14 protein-coding genes and 3 tRNA genes are annotated in these 17,758 nt (G+C 67.8%); 10 read left to right on the top strand and 7 right to left on the bottom strand.

The genetic code is table 11. The features are described from left to right. The first annotated feature begins 120 nt into the window (after window positions 1-120). Together IB227_RS14370 and dapE are read left to right on the top strand one after the other, a co-directional pair. The gene (locus IB227_RS14370; RefSeq protein ID WP_192287981.1) at window positions 121-477 is read left to right on the top strand and encodes a Spx/MgsR family RNA polymerase-binding regulatory protein; all 357 of its coding nucleotides are present in this window, start codon (window positions 121-123) and stop codon (window positions 475-477) included. An 89-nt stretch (window positions 478-566) separates the two neighbouring features. Next, complete coding sequence (gene dapE, locus IB227_RS14375; protein WP_192287982.1) at window positions 567-1,694, top strand: succinyl-diaminopimelate desuccinylase; 1,128 nt, start codon at window positions 567-569, stop codon at window positions 1,692-1,694. A 70-nt stretch (window positions 1,695-1,764) separates the two neighbouring features. Here dapE and IB227_RS14380 read toward each other — a convergent pair whose 3' ends face one another. Further along, on the bottom strand, window positions 1,765-2,661 hold the full coding sequence (locus tag IB227_RS14380) for a tetratricopeptide repeat protein (protein ID WP_192287983.1): 897 nt from the start codon (window positions 2,659-2,661) through the stop codon (window positions 1,765-1,767). A 2-nt stretch (window positions 2,662-2,663) separates the two neighbouring features. Here IB227_RS14380 and IB227_RS14385 point away from each other — a divergent pair, with 2 nt between their 5' ends. The 3 genes from IB227_RS14385 to IB227_RS14395 all read left to right on the top strand — a co-directional run bounded on the left by IB227_RS14385 (window position 2,664) and on the right by IB227_RS14395 (window position 5,209). Further along, window positions 2,664-2,870, top strand: coding sequence for a hypothetical protein (locus tag IB227_RS14385; protein ID WP_192287984.1), 207 nt, complete (start codon window positions 2,664-2,666; stop codon window positions 2,868-2,870). 144 nt (window positions 2,871-3,014) lie between these two features. Further along, complete coding sequence (asnB, locus tag IB227_RS14390) at window positions 3,015-4,700, top strand: asparagine synthase B (RefSeq protein WP_192287985.1); 1,686 nt, start codon at window positions 3,015-3,017, stop codon at window positions 4,698-4,700. An 80-nt stretch (window positions 4,701-4,780) separates the two neighbouring features. Then, on the top strand, window positions 4,781-5,209 hold the full coding sequence (locus IB227_RS14395) for a RidA family protein (protein ID WP_192287986.1): 429 nt from the start codon (window positions 4,781-4,783) through the stop codon (window positions 5,207-5,209). Window positions 5,210-5,299: 90 nt separating this feature from the next. Here the strand turns inward: IB227_RS14395 and IB227_RS14400 are convergent, their stop codons facing one another. After that, window positions 5,300-7,711: a penicillin acylase family protein gene (locus IB227_RS14400; protein ID WP_192287987.1), complete on the bottom strand. Its 2,412-nt coding sequence runs from the start codon at window positions 7,709-7,711 to the stop codon at window positions 5,300-5,302. Window positions 7,712-7,896: 185 nt separating this feature from the next. On the opposite strand from IB227_RS14400, the gene IB227_RS14405 reads away from it, so the two are divergent. Then, window positions 7,897-8,385, top strand: a complete 489-nt coding sequence (locus IB227_RS14405) for a bacterioferritin (RefSeq protein ID WP_132865112.1) — start codon at window positions 7,897-7,899, stop codon at window positions 8,383-8,385. Between the two features lie 177 nt (window positions 8,386-8,562). On the opposite strand, the gene IB227_RS14410 is transcribed toward IB227_RS14405, so the two are convergent. Next, window positions 8,563-9,219, bottom strand: a complete 657-nt coding sequence (locus IB227_RS14410; protein WP_132865111.1) for a thiopurine S-methyltransferase — start codon at window positions 9,217-9,219, stop codon at window positions 8,563-8,565. A gap of 257 nt (window positions 9,220-9,476) precedes the next feature. Next, window positions 9,477-11,720, bottom strand: a complete 2,244-nt coding sequence (parC, locus tag IB227_RS14415; protein WP_192287988.1) for a DNA topoisomerase IV subunit A — start codon at window positions 11,718-11,720, stop codon at window positions 9,477-9,479. 245 nt (window positions 11,721-11,965) lie between these two features. On the opposite strand from parC, the gene IB227_RS14420 reads away from it, so the two are divergent. The 4 genes from IB227_RS14420 to IB227_RS14435 are packed head-to-tail and all read left to right on the top strand — an operon-like array spanning window position 11,966 to window position 16,626. After that, window positions 11,966-12,391 carry a MarR family transcriptional regulator gene (locus IB227_RS14420; protein ID WP_132865109.1) on the top strand — a complete coding sequence of 142 codons (426 nt, stop codon included), beginning with the start codon at window positions 11,966-11,968 and terminating at the stop codon, window positions 12,389-12,391. Beyond that, window positions 12,388-13,866, top strand: coding sequence for an efflux transporter outer membrane subunit (locus IB227_RS14425; protein ID WP_192287989.1), 1,479 nt, complete (start codon window positions 12,388-12,390; stop codon window positions 13,864-13,866). Before IB227_RS14420 ends, IB227_RS14425 begins: the two co-directional genes overlap by 4 nt. A gap of 11 nt (window positions 13,867-13,877) precedes the next feature. Continuing rightward, window positions 13,878-15,059 (top strand): HlyD family efflux transporter periplasmic adaptor subunit, encoded by a 1,182-nt coding sequence (locus IB227_RS14430; RefSeq protein ID WP_192287990.1) that lies wholly within the window; start codon window positions 13,878-13,880, stop codon window positions 15,057-15,059. Between the two features lie 7 nt (window positions 15,060-15,066). Beyond that, window positions 15,067-16,626: a DHA2 family efflux MFS transporter permease subunit gene (locus IB227_RS14435; RefSeq protein WP_192287991.1), complete on the top strand. Its 1,560-nt coding sequence runs from the start codon at window positions 15,067-15,069 to the stop codon at window positions 16,624-16,626. Window positions 16,627-16,832: 206 nt separating this feature from the next. On the opposite strand, the gene IB227_RS14440 is transcribed toward IB227_RS14435, so the two are convergent. The 3 genes from IB227_RS14440 to IB227_RS14450 all read right to left on the bottom strand — a co-directional run bounded on the left by IB227_RS14440 (window position 16,833) and on the right by IB227_RS14450 (window position 17,751). After that, window positions 16,833-16,917: transfer RNA gene (locus IB227_RS14440), tRNA-Leu, on the bottom strand. Window positions 16,918-17,433: 516 nt separating this feature from the next. Next, window positions 17,434-17,520: transfer RNA gene (locus IB227_RS14445), tRNA-Leu, on the bottom strand. Window positions 17,521-17,666: 146 nt separating this feature from the next. Further along, window positions 17,667-17,751, bottom strand: a tRNA-Leu gene (locus IB227_RS14450). Window positions 17,752-17,758: the final 7 nt, after the last annotated feature.

Below are 17,758 nucleotides of genomic sequence, written 5' to 3' on the forward strand. Positions count from 1 at the left end.
CGAAGCACCGGATGAGGGCGCTTCTGTGCTGTTGATGCACGCAAACCTGGAGCTTGCCCTCACCCCCAACCCCTCTCCCGTACACGGGAGAGGGGAGTACATCATCGCGAGCATTGAACAATGACCACCGTTTTCGGTTTGAAGAACTGCGACACCTGCAAGAAGGCCACCAAGTGGCTGGACCGCTTCAACGTCGCCTACACCTTCGTCGATTACCGCGACAACAAGCCCAGCCCGGAAACGCTGCTGGAATGGGCCGGCAAGGCCGGCGCTTTCGAGGCGATGATCAACAAGTCCTCGACCACCTGGCGGCAGCTGCCGGACAACCGCAAGGGCGCTGCGTCCGATGCCGAGTGGAAACTGCTGCTGCGCGAATACCCGCAGCTGATCAAGCGCCCGGTGGTGATCACCGAGGATGGCCAGTTCAGCCAGGGCTTCAGCGACAACGCCTTCAAGAAGCGCTTCGACATCGCCTGAATTCAACGTAGGCGCGGCCTCGGCCGCGAAACCACCACCGCTGAAACATCCGTGGCGCAAACCCCGGCGCACCCTCGAACGAGGCCCCCATGAGCGACGTATTCGACCTGACCTGCGCGTTGATCGCGCGCCCCTCGGTAACCCCGGACGATGCCGGTTGCCAGCAGTTGATCGGCGGGCGCCTGGCCGCCGCCGGTTTCCACTGCGAGCACCTGCGCCTGGGCGAAGTCGACAACCTGTGGGCCACCCACGGCAGTGGTGCGCCGGTGCTGGTGCTGCTCGGTCACACCGACGTGGTGCCCAGCGGCCCGGCCGAGCAATGGGCCAGTGAACCGTTCACCCCGGTCGTGCGCGAAGGCGTGCTGTATGGGCGTGGTGCGGCCGACATGAAGGGCAGCGTGGCCGCGTTCGTGGTCGCCGCCGAGCAGTTCGTGGCCGCGCATCCGCAGCATCCGGGCACGTTGGCGGTGCTGCTGACCAGCGATGAGGAGGGCGATGCCATCGATGGCGTGCGCCACGTGGCGCGCCTGTTCCGCGAGCGCGGGCAGGGCATCGACTGGTGCATCACCGGCGAGCCTTCTTCCACTGCAAGGCTTGGTGACCTGCTGCGCGTGGGCCGGCGTGGCAGCCTGTCGGCCAAGCTGCGGGTGAAGGGCGTGCAGGGTCACGTGGCCTATCCGGACAAGGCGCGCAACCCGATCCACCTGGCCGCTTCGGCGTTGGCCGAGCTGACCGCGCGGCATTGGGACGATGGCTATGAGAGCTTCCCGCCGACCAGCCTGCAGGTGTCCAACATCAACGCCGGCACCGGCGCCAACAACGTGATCCCCAGCGAGCTGCAGGTGATGTTCAACCTGCGCTACAACCCGCATTGGAATGCCGACCAGCTGGAGGCGGAGATCACCGCATTGCTTGATCGCCATGGCCTGGACTACGAATTGAACTGGCATCGCAGCGGCGAGCCGTTCTACACGCCGGAAGGGCGCCTGCGCAGCGTCGCGCGCGAGGTACTGGCCGGGTTCGCCGGCGCGCCGCCGGAAGAAAGCACCGGCGGTGGCACTTCCGATGCCCGCTTCATCGCGCCGCTGGGCGCGCAGTGCATCGAGGTCGGGCCGGTGAACGCCAGCATCCACCAGGTGGACGAGAACGTGCGCGTGGCCGACCTGGAAGCCTTGCCGGCGCTGTACCAGCGGCTGATCGAGCGCCTGCTCGCCTAGCCGCTGCCCGCCGGCGGCGACGCGGCGGCCGGCATTCGACGAGGCAGGACCCGGGCGCGGGGCAGGCGCCCTATTCGAAGATGAAGAAGGGCGGGGCGATGGCCTTGCGCCAGTAGGCCTCTTCGGCCAGATAGAACTGTTGGGCCTGCGCCTGTGCGAACCACGCGGCCGCAGCGTCCACGTCGGCCTGCAGTCCCTTGCTGCCGCGTCCCAGCGCCAGTCCGGCGAAGTACTGCCCGTAGACGTTGCCCTGTGCGCCCGCGCGCTGGTACCAGCGCAGCGCTTCGGTGGTGTCTTCGGCCACGCCCAGTCCGGCTTCGTGCAGCGCGCCGAGATCGACCTGCGCCTCGGCGTCGCCACGCGCGGCGTCGCGCTGGATGCGCGCGATCACGGCGTTCAACGATGGCCCGTCCAGGCGCAGGCGGCCGACCGATGCCGGCTCACCCGCCGCCGCGCGCAGGGGCGCGAGCTTGTACAACTCGCGCATGTAGACCGCGTGGCGCATCCGCCACCGCAGCGCGCCGGCCATGTCACCGCGATCGGCATGCCACCGCCCCAGGTCGGCCATGGCATAGGGCGAGCCGTGGTAGGCGGCGCTGCGGTACCAGCGGTAGGCCTTGCGTGGCGATGGCTTGAGCACGACGTGCCCGGGTTCCTGCGGGGCATCGCCACTGTCGAGCCGGCCACGTTCCAGGATCGTCCCGAGCTGTTCCTCGGCGCTGGCGCTGTGGTGGGTGCGGGGCGGGATCGCCGCGGCGCGTGCGTACCAGTCCAGTGCCCGCGGATCGTTGCGGGACCGGTACAGGCGCGCCATGCGCAGGGCCGAATCGAACTGGCCATCGGCGGTGGCGGCCAGGGCCTGGCGTTCGCCGTCGTCGCTTGGCCGGTGTGTCCGGGTGGACGCGCAGCCGGCCAGGATGAACAGGGCGAGCGCGCCCAGGAGCAGGCGGGGAGCGTGGGGGATCATCCGTGAAGTCCTGGCAGGGCAGGGGATTATCCGGGACCGTGGCGGCCCACCCGCTGAATCGGTTGCGCGAGCAACAGTTGCGCGGTCGCCAAAACAGGGATACGGTCAGCGCCATGTCCTCGTTCCTGGCCACCGCCGTCAACAACAACCGCAATAATCTGCGCGCGAATAATCGTGCGCGGCCGATGCGGGACTGCGACCAGAGCTAGAACAGGCAACACGCTCAGGACACCAGAAAACCCGCATCGGTCGATGCGGGTTTTTTTGTGGCCGGGCGGGAATACCAAGCGGCTGCGCCGTCCCCATGCCGTTGCTTCGAATGCTTGTCCCCACACAACCCCAGGAGCTTTCCCATGTGTTCCATCTTCGGCATTTTCGGCCTGCAACCGGGCGATGACCTGCAGGCGCTGCGCCGCCAGGCGCTTGACCAATCCCAGCGCCAGCGCCACCGCGGCCCGGACTGGAGCGGCGTCTACGTCGACACCGGCGCCATCCTGGTGCACGAGCGCCTGGCCATCGTCGACCCGGCCGGCGGCTCGCAGCCGCTGCTGTCCGAGGACGGCGAGCTGGCGTTGGCGGTGAACGGCGAGATCTACAACCACCAGGAGCTGAAGAAGGAACTCGCTCAGCCCTACGCCTTCCAGACCGGTTCGGACTGCGAGGTGATCAACGCGCTGTACCGGCAGGACGAACCGGCATCGTTCCTCAACCGCCTCAACGGCATCTTCGCCTTCGCGTTGTGGGACAAGGCCAAGGGCCGCGCGATCATCGCCCGCGACCCGATCGGCGTGGTGCCGCTGTACTGGGGGCATGACAAGCAGGGCCGCCTTTGCGTGGCCTCGGAGATGAAGTCGCTGTCCGATACCTGCGCCGACGTGGCGCAGTTCCCGCCGGGCCACTGGTACGACAGCAGCACCGACACGCTGACCCGCTACTACGAGCGGCCGTGGCGTGACTATGACGCCGTCCAGGGCGTGGACGTGCCGTTGCAGGAACTGCGCGAGGCGTTCGAGCGCGCAGTGCACCGCCAGCTGATGACCGACGTGCCGTATGGCGTGCTGCTGTCCGGCGGGCTGGATTCGTCGCTGGTCGCGGCGGTGGCCGCGCGCTATGCACGCCATCGCATCGAGGACGGCGGCCAGAGCGAGGCCTGGTGGCCGCGCCTGCACAGCTTCGCCATCGGCCTGAAGGGCTCGCCGGACCTGGCCGCGGCCAAGGTTGCCGCCGAGGCACTGGGCACCGTCCACCACGGGTTCGAGTACACCTTCGAGGAAGGGCTGGACGCGCTGCCGGAAGTCATCCGGCATATCGAGACCTATGACGTCACCACCATCCGCGCCTCCACGCCGATGTTCCTGCTGGCGCGCCGGATCAAGGCGATGGGCGTGAAGATGGTGCTGTCCGGCGAAGGCAGCGACGAGATCTTTGGCGGCTACCTGTACTTCCACAAGGCGCCGAACGCGCGCGAGTTCCACGAGGAGCTGGTGCGCAAGATCGATGCGCTGAACTACTACGACTGCCTGCGCGCCAACAAGTCGATGATGGCCTGGGGCGTGGAGCCGCGCGTGCCGTTCCTGGACCGGGAGTTCATGGACGTGGCGATGCAGCTGGACGCGCGCTACAAGATGGTCGACAAGAGCACCGGCCGCATCGAGAAGGCGGTGCTGCGCGAAGCCTTCGAGGGCTACCTGCCGAAGGAGATCCTGTGGCGGCAGAAGGAGCAGTTCAGCGACGGCGTCGGCTACGGCTGGATCGACGGGCTCAAGGCGCACGCCGAGGAGCAGGTCAGCGACCGCGTGCTGGCCGCGGCCGACAAGCGCTTCCCGTACAACCCGCCGCAGACCAAGGAGGCGTACTACTATCGCCACCTGTTCGAACAGTTCTACCCGAGCCGCGCGGCGTCGGAGACGGTGCCGGGCGGCAAGTCGATCGCCTGTTCCTCGCCGGCCGCGATTGCCTGGGATGCCAGTTTCGCCAACATGGCCGACCCCTCCGGTCGCGCCGTGGCCGGCGTGCATGAGCAGGCACTGGCCGGTTGAGCCGCGCGGCGGGGCCCGCACGGATGCGGGTCCCGTCGTATCCATCGCCGGTGACGGCATTTCCATGACAGGGAGGAGGAATGATGCGTGCATTGATGCCGGGAATTGCCGGCCTGTTGGCGTGTGGCCTGGCGCAGGCGACGGAGGTCCCGCTGGAACGGCATTCGCTGGGCAGCTGGGAGGCCGACATCGGCTACAGCGGCGTGGTCCGTGACGGCGACACGCTGCATATCTCCGGCGTGCCGTGCCGGGGCAAGGACATGCAGGAGGCGGTGCAGCGCTGCTACGGGAAATTGAACGAGATCCTGCAGCGCTTCGGTGCCGACAGCAGCCAGGTGGTGAAGGAAACCGCGTTCACCACCGACATGGATGCCTTGGTCAAGGCCATCCCGGAACGAAAGGCGTTCTTTGCCGATGGCCGCTATCCGGCCGCCTCCTGGGTACAGGTGGAGCGCCTGTTCAATGCGCAGGACATGCTGGAAGTGGAGTGGACCGTGCGGCTGAAGTGACCGCCGCATGAGGGATGGCCCGGCGGCGCATGGCCGGCCGGGCTTCATTGCAGTGGCCCCGCCGACCGGACGCGCTCCGGCCGGCCGGGATCAACGTGGGCTCAGGCGCAGCGTGTGCACGCGTTCCCCGGGCAGGAACGGGGTCGGCGTGCCCTTGACCCAGTCCTCATGGCCCGCGCCCCAGAACGGTGACAACGGATGACCGCTCTGGCCGCCGGGCATGTGCACGATGCCATCGGCTTCATGTCCGGGTGAGACCACCATGCGCTCGGAGGCGCCGAAGGAGGGGCCGACCACGCGCGGCATGTCGCCATCACCGGCCAGGGCTTGGCGCGGCATGCACAGCCAGCGCTTGAACAGTTCCGGGAGTGCGCGGCTGACCGGGTGGCAGATGGCCGCCGTGTTGCGTTCGCCCCAGGTGCGCTGGGTGAGGTCCGCCCCTTGGGCGGTGAGGTCCTTCTCCAGCTGGACGGCGCTCTCGGCCAGCAACGCATCCCAGCTCTTGAACGGTGGCGGCAGCAGGTGCACCGGCCGTTCGGTCAGCAGTGGCCAGGCCACGCCCTCCAGCTGCGGCAGGTTGGGCGCGATGAAGTCATCGCCCAAGGTGGCCTGCGCGGGTGCCAGCAGCGCGGCTTGCAGGTTGTCGAGCAGGATGCCGCGGAAGCCGCGGGCAAGCCGGTAGCTGACCGAGTCGACGCTGGCGTGGCCTTCCCAGCTGCGGGTGGCCGCTTCCAGCCGTTGCAGCGCGGGATCGCTGCTGTGCTCGACGGTCTGCCGCAACAGCTTCCACCAGCGTTCCATCAGCAGGGCGCGGTCATCGAGCTGGATGGCGAGCAGGTCGCGTTCGGTGAACTGCTGGCGTGCGAACAGGCCGTCGCGGATCTGCCGGGCGCGTGCGCCGAAGTCGTAGCCCCCGTTGCCGGCCACCGCCAGCGCCGGGCCGTCGAGTACGCGCCCGTTCGCGGTCCACAGGCGGTGGTCCGGCGGGTCGACCAGTGACGGGGCCTGGTCGGAGCGGATCGCCCACGCGCTACACGTCGCCGGCATGGCGGGCACCGCCTGGGTGGGGGTGTCGATGCCATGCGAACAGTCCGGGCTCCGGTCCGGACGTGCGCCGATCAGCCGCCAGGCAATGCGACCCTTGCGGTCACCGACCAGCAGGTTCTGCGCCGGGATGCCGGAGCGGTCGGCCACGGCAAAGGCGGCATCGAGGTCGGCGGCCTTGGCCATGTCGGCGAAGTCCAGGCGTACCGCGCCGGGCAGCTGGCCCACCCAGCGCAGCGCCAGCAGCGAGCCATCGGGGGTGTCATGCAGCACCGGGCCCCAGTCGGATTCACGCACGAGCAGCCGTTCCGGTGCCTGTCCGGCGACGGTAATGGATTCCACGTGCTCGCGCAGCGGCGTGTCCGCAGGCAGCGGCGCGAAGTCGGCGGTGTCGATGTAGCTGTTGGTGAACGCCCAAGCCACGCGCGTGTTGCTGCCGACGATCACCGCCGGCAGGCCGGGCAGGGTGAAGCCGGTGACATCGATGTTGCCGTCCGGCGCGGTGGGTTCGGCATAGCGCAGGCGCGCGCGGAACCAGATGTTGGGTGCGCGCAGGGTGAGGTGCATGTCATCTGCGATGATCGCGCGGCCGTCGGCGGTGAGTGTCCCGGACACGGCGAAGTTGTTGCTCCCCGGAAAGTAATCGGCCGCCTCCGGCGGCCCGCCGAGGCCTCTCTCCCGCCGCGCGGGAGAGAGGGGGGCCCTCTGCGACGCGGAGGGTGGAGAGAGGGCTGCCGTCGCGTCGCCCTGCGCGGGCGGCGCAACGCGCAGATCCAAGGCATCCGCCCCCGGCAGCACCGCATCGCCACGCGCGTTTCCGAACAGGGGCGCGTCCCAGCTGCTGCCGTCGTGGCTGATCAGGGCATACAGGGCCGGAGGCACGACCTCGCGGATGCGCCCCAGCGCCAGTTCGCGGGTATTGCTGGTGTCCTGCAGGTCGGCATACATGGCCAATCCGGTCAGGACCGAGTCTTCCAGTTCCCACGGCCGTGGCTGCTGGCGCAGCAGCAGGTACGGCCAGGGGCGCACCGGCAGGGCGGCCAGGCCGGCGTTGACGCCCTCGCGGTAGGCCTCGATGACCTTGCGTTTGTCGCCCAGCGCCACGCCCAGGTTTTCATGGGTGCGTGCCCGCAGCCGGTGCACGCGCATGGCGCGGTCGCGGGGCAGGGCGGCGGCGCCGAACAGTTCGGACAGCTCGCCGGCGGCGGCGCGCCGCATCAGGTCCATCTCGAAGAAGCGCTCCTGCGCGTGCACGTAGCCCAGCGCACGCGCCATGTCCGCCTCATTGGCGGCCTGTACGGTGAGCATGCCGTTGGCATCGCGATCAAGGCTGACCGGGGCGCTGAGCCCGGGCAACAGCAACTCGCCATCCAACTGGGCCAGGCTGCCGCGCAGCAGCAGCCAGACGACCAGAACCAGAACAAGCAACAGACCCAGCAAGATCCCCAGTGAACGCATCAGCCAACGCAGCACAGGCCTACCCCCGGTCAGGTGTGTCCGGCGATTGTAGACAGCTTGTGAAGCCGGCAGGTGTCAAAAGGCGGGCCGGCGAGGGGAAGCGCAACTGAAAGTGATTCCGATTAGATCATTGCGCGGCGGGATAGGGCACCCTATGCCCATTCCGAACCATCAGGAGCACCCCCATGCAGGGCAAACCCGAAGTCATCGAATGCCTGAAGGAGCTGCTGCGCGGCGAGTTGGCTGCGCGCGACCAGTACTTCATCCATTCCCGTCGCTATGAAGACCAGGGCCTGCAGGCGCTGTACGAACGCATCGGCCACGAGATGGAGGAGGAGACCGAGCACGCCGATGCGCTGCTGCGCCGCATCCTGTTCCTGGGCGGCAACCCGGACATGCGCCCGCACGGCTTCGAGCCGGGCCTGACCGTGGTGGAGATGCTGGAGAAGGACCTGCAGGTCGAATACCAGGTGCGCGCCAACCTGGCCGCGGGCGTGAAGCTGTGCGAAGCGCACGGCGACTACGTGAGCCGCGACATCCTGATCGCGCAGTTGCGTGACACCGAGGAAGACCATGCCTGGTGGCTGGAGCAGCAGCTGGGTCTGATCAAGCGGATCGGCCTGGCGCTGTACCAGACCAGCAAGATGGACGCCAAGGGCACCCCGGCGCACTGATCGGGATGACGGAGGAGGGGCGGCGCAAGCCGCCCTTCTTCTTTCTGGGGTCTTTCCTTGAAGCGACCCTCACCCCAATCCCTCTCCCGCAAGCGGGAGAGGGGCTCGGAGTCCGTGGACTGGTTGTGACAAGCCCCTCTCCCGCTTGCGGGAGAGGGATTGGGGTGAGGGCGGTCTTCAGCCGTGCAGCAAGCGATACACGGCCGTGGACAGCGCACTCACGCCCTGCGCGCGGAAGTCCGGTTGTTGGTCGAGGATGTCGCGGCGCTCTTCCAGCTGCACTTTCCAACCCAGCCGGGACAGCTGCTCCACCTCGGGCTGCTCGACCGAGAACGGTGGGCCCTGCTTTTCGTCCTGCGGGTATTCCAGGGTGATCAGCACGCCTTGGCAGCCCTGCGGCACGCGTGCATAGACGGTGTCGCGATAGCGCTCGCGCAGCGCCGGCGGGAGGGCGATCAGCGCAGCACGGTCGTAGAGTGCGGCGATGTCGGAGAGCAGCGTTGCATCGAGCGCGAAGGCATCGCCGCAGATGATCTCGATCGGCCCGGCGACGTAGTGCTCGCCGTTGGCACTGCGGTGGCGCTGCGGGGTGAGACCGGCTTCGGCGAAGAACTGCTCCACGGCCAGCGATGACAACTCCACGCCCAGCACGCGGTGCCCCTGCGCGGCCAGCCAATGCATGTCCAGGGTCTTGCCGCACAGCGGCACCAGCACCCGGCTGCCGGTGGGCAGCTGCAGGTCGGGCCAGTGCTTCTGCAGCAACGGCATCACCTCGTTGCGATGGAAGCCGATCTGGCCGTCATGCCAGCGTTGGAGCCAGAAGTCGGGATGCATGGGGTTCGTCCAAGGGAAGAGGGCACCATTGTAGGAGCGGCCTCGGCCGCGATGCCGGGCATGCTGCAGATGCAGGCCGTGCCTGACCGACGCGTTCATCGGCTTCGCGGCCGAGGCCGCTCCTGCGAAAAAAAAGCCGGGCGTTCTGCCCGGCTTTTTCGTGATTACTGGACTTCCAGCCCTTCGACCTCTGCCGCGCCATGCACACATCCGGCAATCGCATTGCCGAACGCGCCGCCGCGCGCCAGTGAAGCGAATTACTGGACTTCCAGCCCTTCGACCTTCTGCCACCCCCTCGGCAACAAATGCCCGCGCGTGGCCCGGGTGCCCAGGTAGGTTTCCAGGTCCTTGAACGACAGGTTCATCGTGCGCTGGCCGCTGCGGACCAGCAGGGTGTTGCCCGGGCCCACCGCGACCACCGCCACCACGCGCTCGGTGGAGAGCTTGGCCTTGGGGATCTCGATGATCTTGTTGCCCTTGCCCTTGTCCAGCTCGGGCAGGTCGGCGGCCGGGATGGCCAGCATGTTGCCGGCGCTGGTCACCGCGACGATGCGGTCGGTCTCCGGGTTGGCGACCACGGACGGCGACAGCACCGCCGAGCCGGTGCTCAGGTTGAGCATCGCCTTGCCGGCCTTGTTGCGGCCGACCAGGTTCTCGAAGCGGGTGACGAAGCCATAGCCGTGCGAGGAGGCCAGCACGAAGCGGGTGTTGTTCTCGCCGCTGGCCACGGTGACGAAGGAGCTGCCCGCCGCCGGCGAGAAGCGGCCGGTCAGCGGCTCGCCGTTGCCGCGCGCCGAGGGCAGGGTGTGCACCGGCGTGGAGTAAGCGCGACCCTCGCTGTCGAGGAAGGCGACCTGCTGGGTGCTGCGGGTGCGGGTGGCGGCAAGCAGGCCATCGCCTTCGCGGTAGGACAGCGTGGCGCCGTCCACGTCGTGGCCCTTGGCTGCGCGCACCCAGCCCTTCTCCGAGAGCACCACGGTCATCGGTTCGCTGGCGACCAGCTCGGTCTCGTCGATGGCCTGGGCGGCAACACGCTGCACCAGCGGCGAACGGCGGGCATCGCCGAACTTCTTGGCATCGGCCAGCAGCTCGTCCTTGACCAGCTTCTTCAGCTTGGCGCTGCTCTGCAGGATCGACAGGATCTTGTCGCGTTCCTTGGCCAGCTCGTCCTGCTCGCCGCGGATCTTCATTTCCTCCAGGCGGGCCAGCTGCTTGAGCTTGGTCTCCAGGATGTACTCGGCCTGGTCCTCGCTCAGCGCGAAGCGGGCGATCAGCGCGGCCTTGGCATCGTCCTCGGTGCGGATGATGCGGATCACCTCATCCAGGTTGAGGAAGGCGATCAGCAAGCCTTCCAACAGGTGCAGGCGACGCTCGACCTTCTGCAGGCGGTGGGTCAGGCGGCGGGTGACCGTGTCCTGGCGGAAGCGCAGCCATTCGCCGAGCAGCATCTTCAGGTTCTTGACCTGCGGGCGCCCGTCCAGGCCGATCACGTTGAGGTTGACGCGGTAGCTGCGTTCCAGGTCGGTGGTGGCGAACAGGTGGCCCATCAGCTGTTCGGCATCGACGCGGTTGGAACGCGGGATCAGCACCACCCGTACCGGGTTGGCGTGGTCGGACTCGTCGCGGATGTCTTCCAGCCACGGCAGCTTCTTGGCGCGCATCTGCGCGGCGATCTGCTCGATCACCTTGGACGGGGAGACCTGGTGCGGCAGCGCGTTGACCACGATGTTGCTGGCCTCGCGCAGGAAGGTGGCGCGGGCGCGCACGCTGCCGTTGCCGGTCTCATAGATGTTCCGCAGGTCCGACGGCGAGGTGATGATCTCGGCGGTGGTCGGGTAGTCCGGGCCCTTCACATGCTCGCACAGCTCGGCCACGGTGGCGTCCGGGTCGTCGATCAGGTGCACCAGCGCGCTGACGATCTCATTGAGATTGTGCGAGGGCACGTCGGTGGCCATGCCCACGGCGATGCCGGTGGTGCCGTTGAGCAGCAGGTGCGGCAGGCGCGCCGGCAGCCAGCTGGGCTCTTCCAGGGTGCCGTCGAAGTTGGGCGTCCAGTCCACGGTGCCCTGGCCCAGCTCGCCCAGGAGCACTTCGGCGATGGGGGTGAGCTTGGATTCGGTATAGCGCATGGCCGCGAACGACTTGGGGTCGTCGCTGGAGCCGAAGTTGCCCTGGCCGTCGATCAGCGGGTAGCGGTAGGAGAACGGCTGGGCCATCAGCACCAGTGCTTCGTAGCAGGCGCTGTCGCCGTGCGGGTGGTACTTACCGATCACGTCACCGACGGTGCGTGCCGACTTCTTGGGCTTGGCCGAGGCGCTGAGCCCCAGCTCGCTCATCGAGTAGATGATGCGGCGCTGCACCGGCTTGAGCCCGTCGCCGATGAACGGCAGGGCGCGGTCCAGGACCACATACATGGAGTAATCGAGATAGGCGCGTTCGGCGTATTCACGCAGCGGCTGCTGTTCGAAGCCGTGGAACGCGGGGCGTGCAAGGTCGGTCATTGCGGGTGGTGCTACCTGTGAACGTTGAAGCCGCGGCGTGGCTGCCGGCTTCCAGCCGCCCGATTATCCGGATGGCGGCGGCGATGCCAAGCGTGTACCGCCGCGGCAACCGGCACGGCGCAGGATTCGATCCAAATCTGTAACACTGAATTCACTTCTTGTTGGAAATGTTCCATTGAGAATATTTCCAAATGGAAATAATATGCCGCCCCATGATTTCCTGCCTGTCCGTGCCCCCGATCGCCATGCCCCCCAGTTTCGGCCTGCTGTTGCGCCAGGTCGGCGACGGGCTGGTGCGCCAGCTCGATGCCGCCATGGCCGAAGAAGGCCTGGGCATCAACTTCACCCACTACGTGGGCCTGAAGGTGCTGGCCAACATGGGCCCGTGCACGGCGGCCGAGCTGGGCCAGGCCATCAACCAGGTGCCCAGCGCGGTCACGCGCCTGCTGGACAAGCTCGAAGCGCTGGGCTGCCTGCGCCGCGAGCCGCATGCGCAGGACCGGCGTGCGCTGCAGATCGTGCTTACCGAAAAAGGCCAGGCGCTCTGGCAGCAGTTGAAGGTGCGCGGTGACCGGGTGATGGACCTGGCCATGCGCGACCTCGACGACGCCGAGCGCGCTCTTTTGACTTCCCTGTTGACCCGAGTCCGCGACTCCCTCTCTTCCCCATGAAAACTCATCCATTGCAATCAGCCCGCCCGCTGTTGGTGGGCGTTTTGGCGTTGGCGCTCACCGCCTGTGCCAGCAGCCGTGGGCTGCAGCCGCAGGGACGCCTGCTCGACATGGACGGCCTGCAGGCCGGCCGCAGCCTGGCCGGTGATGACCTGAGCGCCTCCGGTTTCCCTGCCGTGGACTGGTGGCGTGCCCTGGGCGATGCCCAGCTCGACGCGCTGGTCGCCGAAGGGCTGCGCAACAGTCCGTCGCTGGAAGTGGCCGATGCGCGCTTGCGCCAGGCCCAGGCGCAGGTGGCCGGCAGCAAGGCCGAACGCATGCCCAGCCTGTCGGTCTCGCCGGGCTACACCGGCATGCGCCTGCCCGAATCGATGCTGGGCGAGGCCGGTGGCCACTACGCCGGCAGCGTGCAGACCGTGCTGAACTTCAGCTACGGCGTGGACCTGTGGGGCGGCAAGCGCGCCGCCTGGGAAGCGGCGGTGGACAGCCGGCATGCCGCGGCGGTGGACGCGCAGGCGGCACGGCTGGACCTGTCGGCGGCCATCGTCCAGGGTTACGCCCAGTTGGCCCACGCCGGTGCCCTGCAGCGGGTGGCCAATGACGAGCTGGCGCGCTCGGAACAGTTGCTGCAACTGACCCGCCAGCGCCGCAGCGCCGGCATCGACAGCGACCTGCAGGTGCGCCAGGCCGAAGCCCGCATCCCGCTGGCACGGCAGCAGCAGTTGGCGGCGCAGCAGCAGATCGATGCCGCCCGCAACGGGCTGGCCGCATTGCTGGGCCAGGGGCCGGACCGCGGCCTGCAGATCACCGTGCCGGAGGCGCTGAGCCCGCTGGCGCTGCAGTTGCCGGGCGTGCTGCCCAGCGAACTGCTGGGTCGTCGTCCCGACGTGGTCGCCGCGCGTTGGCGGGTGGAAGCCTCGGACAAGCAGATCCATGTCGCCAAGTCGCATTTCTATCCCAGCCTCAACCTGATGGCGCTCGGCGGCGTGGTGTCCAAGGACGTCGGCAGCCTGCTGGAAAGCGGCTCCACCTTCGGCCTGCTGGCACCGGCATTGAGCCTGCCGATCTTCGACGGTGGCCGTCTGCGCGCCGGGTTGGCCAAGAGTGACGCCGATTACGACCTGGCCGTGGCCAGCTACAACACCACCGTGGTGCAGGCGCTGCGCGAGGTGGCCGACCAGGTCAACGCGGTGCGTTCGCTGGCCACCCAGGTGGAAGCCCAGCAGCAGGCCGTGGCCACCGCGCAGTCGGCCAACGCGCTGGCGCAGCAGCGCTACCGCGCGGGCATCGGCAACTACCTGGACGTGCTCGGCACCCAGGACGTGCTGCTGCAAGCGCAGCAGCGGCTGAGCAACCTGCAGTCGCAGCAGCTGTTGTCCTCGGTGCAGTTGAGCGCGGCGCTGGGCGGTGGTTACCAGCCCGGCGACGACGCGCTGCCGGGTACCGCCAAGGCTTCCGATCTTCCGAATTCCTGAGAGTCCTTTCCATGAGCCAGACTTCTTCCAATGACGCGGCCGCCGCCGCACCCAGCCGCCGCGGCAAGCTGCTGCGCGGCCTGTTCCTGATCGTGGTGATCCTGCTGGTCGCCTTCGTGGCGTGGTACTACCTGATGGGCCGCTGGGCCGAGGAAACCGACGACGCCTACGTGGTCGGCAACCAGGTGCAGATCACCCCGCTGGTCGGTGGCACGGTGGTGTCCATCGCCGCCGATGACGGCATGAAGGTGGAGCAGGGCCAGTTGCTGGTGCAGCTGGACCCGGCCGACACCGAGGTGGCCATGCAGCAGGCCGAAGCCAACCTGGCCCGCACCGTGCGCCAGGTGCGCGGCATGTACCGCAGCGTGGAAGGCGCGCAGGCCGAGTTGAACGCCCGCCAGGTCACGCTCAAGCGCGCCCGCGAGGACTACGCGCGGCGCAAGGGCCTGGCCGATACCGGCGCGATCTCGCGCGAGGAACTTGCCCACGCCGCCGACGAACTGGCGGCCGCCGAAGCGGCGGTGTCCGGTTCGCGCGAAAGCGTGGAGCGCAGCCGCGCGCTGGTCGATGACACCGTCATCGCCACCCAGCCCGACGTGCAGGCCGCCGCGGCGCAGCTGCGCCAGGCCTATCTGAACAATGCCCGCGCCGGCATCGTGGCGCCGGTCAGTGGCTACGTGGCCCGTCGTTCGGTGCAGGTCGGCCAGCGCGTGCAGCCGGGCGCCGCGCTGATGGCGGTGGTGCCGACCGAGCAGATGTGGGTGGAGGCCAACTTCAAGGAAACCCAGCTGCGCCACATGCGCCTGGGCCAGGAAGTGGAACTGCGCTCGGACCTGTACGGCGGCGAGGTGACCTACAAGGGCCATATCACCAGCCTGGGCCTGGGCACCGGTTCGGCGTTCTCGCTGCTGCCGGCGCAGAACGCCAGCGGCAACTGGATCAAGATCGTGCAGCGCGTGCCGGTGCGCGTGGCCATCGATGCCAAGCAGCTGGCTGACCACCCGTTGCGCATCGGCCTGTCGATGAAGGCCGAGGTGAACCTGCACGACCAGAAGGGCAGCGTGCTGCCGGCCGACGTCGCCAAGGGCGCCGTGTATGGCACCGAGGTCTACGCCAGGCAGCTGCAGGAAGCCGACGCGCTGATCCACACCATCATCCAGGGCAACCTGCCGTCGTCGGCCCGCGCCGGCTGAGGTCATCATGTCCGCTCAAGCTCCCGCAGCCCCGCAGGCGGAGGCCGGCCAGGCGCCGGTCAACGTCGCGCTGTGCACGGCCGGCCTGGCGCTGGCGTCGTTCATGCAGGTGCTCGACACCACGATCGCCAACGTCTCGCTGCCGACCATCGCCGGCAACCTCGGTGCCAGTTCGCAGCAGGCGACCTGGGTCATCACCTCGTTCGCGGTCAGCACGGCCATCGCGCTGCCGCTGACCGGCTGGCTGAGCCGGCGCTTCGGCGAGGTGAAGTTGTTCATGTGGGCGACCATCGCCTTCTCCATCGCCTCGCTGCTGTGCGGCATCGCGCAGAGCATGGGCATGCTGGTGGTTTCGCGCGCGCTGCAGGGCTTCGTCGCCGGCCCGATGTACCCGATCACCCAGTCGCTGCTGGTGTCGATCTATCCGCGCGAGAAGCGGGGGCAGGCGCTGGCGCTGCTGGCGATGATCACGGTGGTCGCGCCGATCGCCGGGCCCATCCTCGGTGGCTGGATCACCGACAACTACAGCTGGGAATGGATCTTCCTGATCAACGTGCCGCTGGGCGTGATCGCCGCAGCCATCGTCGGTGGCCAGCTGCGGCACCGTGTGGAGCAGGTCGAGAAGCCGAAGATGGACTACGTCGGGCTGGTCACCCTGGTGATCGGCGTGGGCTGCCTGCAGCTGATGCTGGACCTGGGCAACGAGGAAGACTGGTTCGCCTCGACCAAGATCGTGGTGCTGACCTGCATCGCGGTGGTGATGCTGGCGGTGTTCGTGATCTGGGAGCTGACCGACAAGGATCCGATCGTGGACCTGCGCCTGCTGCGCCACCGCAACTTCCGCGCCGGTACGCTGGCGATGGTGGTCGGCTACGCCGCGTTCTTCTCGGTGGCGCTGATGATCCCGCAGTGGTTGCAGCGGGACATGGGGTACACCGCGATCTGGGCGGGCCTGGCCACGGCGCCGTTGGGTTTCCTGCCGGTGTTGCTGGCGCCGTTGCTGGGCAAGTTCGGGCACCGCTTCGACATGCGCACGCTGGCCAGCTTCGCCTTCGTGGTGTTGTCGGCGACCTGCTTCCTGCGCGCGGGCTTCAACCTGCAGGTCAACTTCGAGCATGTGGCCGGCGTGCAGCTGTTGATGGGCCTGGGCGTGGCGCTGTTCTTCATGCCGGTGCTGCAGATCGTGCTGTCCGACCTGGATGGCCGCGAAGTGGCGGCAGGTTCGGGCCTGGCGACCTTCCTGCGCACCCTGGGCGGCAGCTTCGCAGCTTCGCTTACTACCTGGCTGTGGGCGCGCCGCACCCAGCAGCACCACGCCAGCCTGACCGAGCACGTGTCGCTGTACGACCCGGGCATGCATGCGCAGGTCACCGCGATGGGGCAGGGCGATCTGCAGCGCGGTGCCGCGGTGCTGGACAACATGATCGTGCACCAGGCCTCGCAGATGGGCTTCAACGACATCTTCCTGTTGCTGGGTTGGGTGTTCCTGTTGATCACCGGCATCGTGTGGATGGCCAGGCCGCCGTTCGGTGCGGGCGGTGGCGCGGCATCGGCGGGCGGTCATTGATCGGCGTTGGCGGAGCAGGTGCCGGATACGTGCCGAGCGTGGCTCGGCACTATCGGGTGGTGCAGCGGTAGAGCGCTGCCGTGCTGCGCTGTGCCCTGCCGGATACGTGCCGGGCATGGCCCGGCACTGCCTTGCTTCGATCTTCTTTCGTGCTGGACTGCAGGCATGAAAAAACCCGCTTTCGCGGGTTTGATCTGTTTGAGTCGTGGTGCCCAGGAGAGGACTCGAACCTCCACGGTTTTACCCGCTAGTACCTGAAACTAGTGCGTCTACCAATTCCGCCACCTGGGCGACTCAGGGCGTGAATTCTGTTGGAGAACGCGCGACATGTCAACAGGATTTCGCAGGCGATGCGCAGGTTTTTTTTGGCGCTGCATCAGTCCTGCATCGCGTCCCTGCGGACATCACCAACTGCGGCGGACAACGCGCGTGCGAGCACCTCGTGGATGCGCTCATCCACTTGTTGGGCGGCGTTGAACCGTAGGACGCTGCCGGCGTTGTGCGATTGATCGAAGGCGTTGCCGGTGGCGGGCGCGATGTCTTCCTTCAGGGGGAAGCGCGCAAGGCGAGTGCAATGCCGGTGGCATCGTTGCTGCACGAGGCGGTGAGCGTGCAGTGATGCTGGCCGCGGTGCCGTGCGTGGCCGGTGCGAAGGAGTTCGCGCGCTGACGTGCAGGGGTGATGCAGGGGTGGGCGCAGGCATGCTGCGTCGGGATGCTTGCCGGGCGTGGCTCGGCACCGCCTGTCCCGTGCTGGATCGCGGGCATGAAAAAACCCGCTTTCGCGGGTTTCTTCATTCTTGAGTCGTGGTGCCCAGGAGAGGACTCGAACCTCCACGAAGTTGCCCCCGCTAGCACCTGAAGCTAGTGCGTCTACCAATTCCGCCACCTGGGCGACTCAGGAGCGAGATTATGCAGGTCGTTTTTCCCTTCGTCAACACTTTTGTGAAGGCCGGTGCGGGAAGGGCTCCTGCGTGCCGGCAGGGCCGCGTTGAACGCCGGATACGAAAAGACCCGCTTGCGCGGGTCTGATCTTGTGCTTGGTGCCCAGGAGAGGACTCGAACCTCCACGGTTTTACCCGCTAGTACCTGAAACTAGTGCGTCTACCAATTCCGCCACCTGGGCATTTCAG

The organism is Stenotrophomonas sp. STM01 (genome assembly GCF_014852135.1).
In the GTDB taxonomy this organism is placed as follows: domain Bacteria; phylum Pseudomonadota; class Gammaproteobacteria; order Xanthomonadales; family Xanthomonadaceae; genus Stenotrophomonas; species Stenotrophomonas capsici.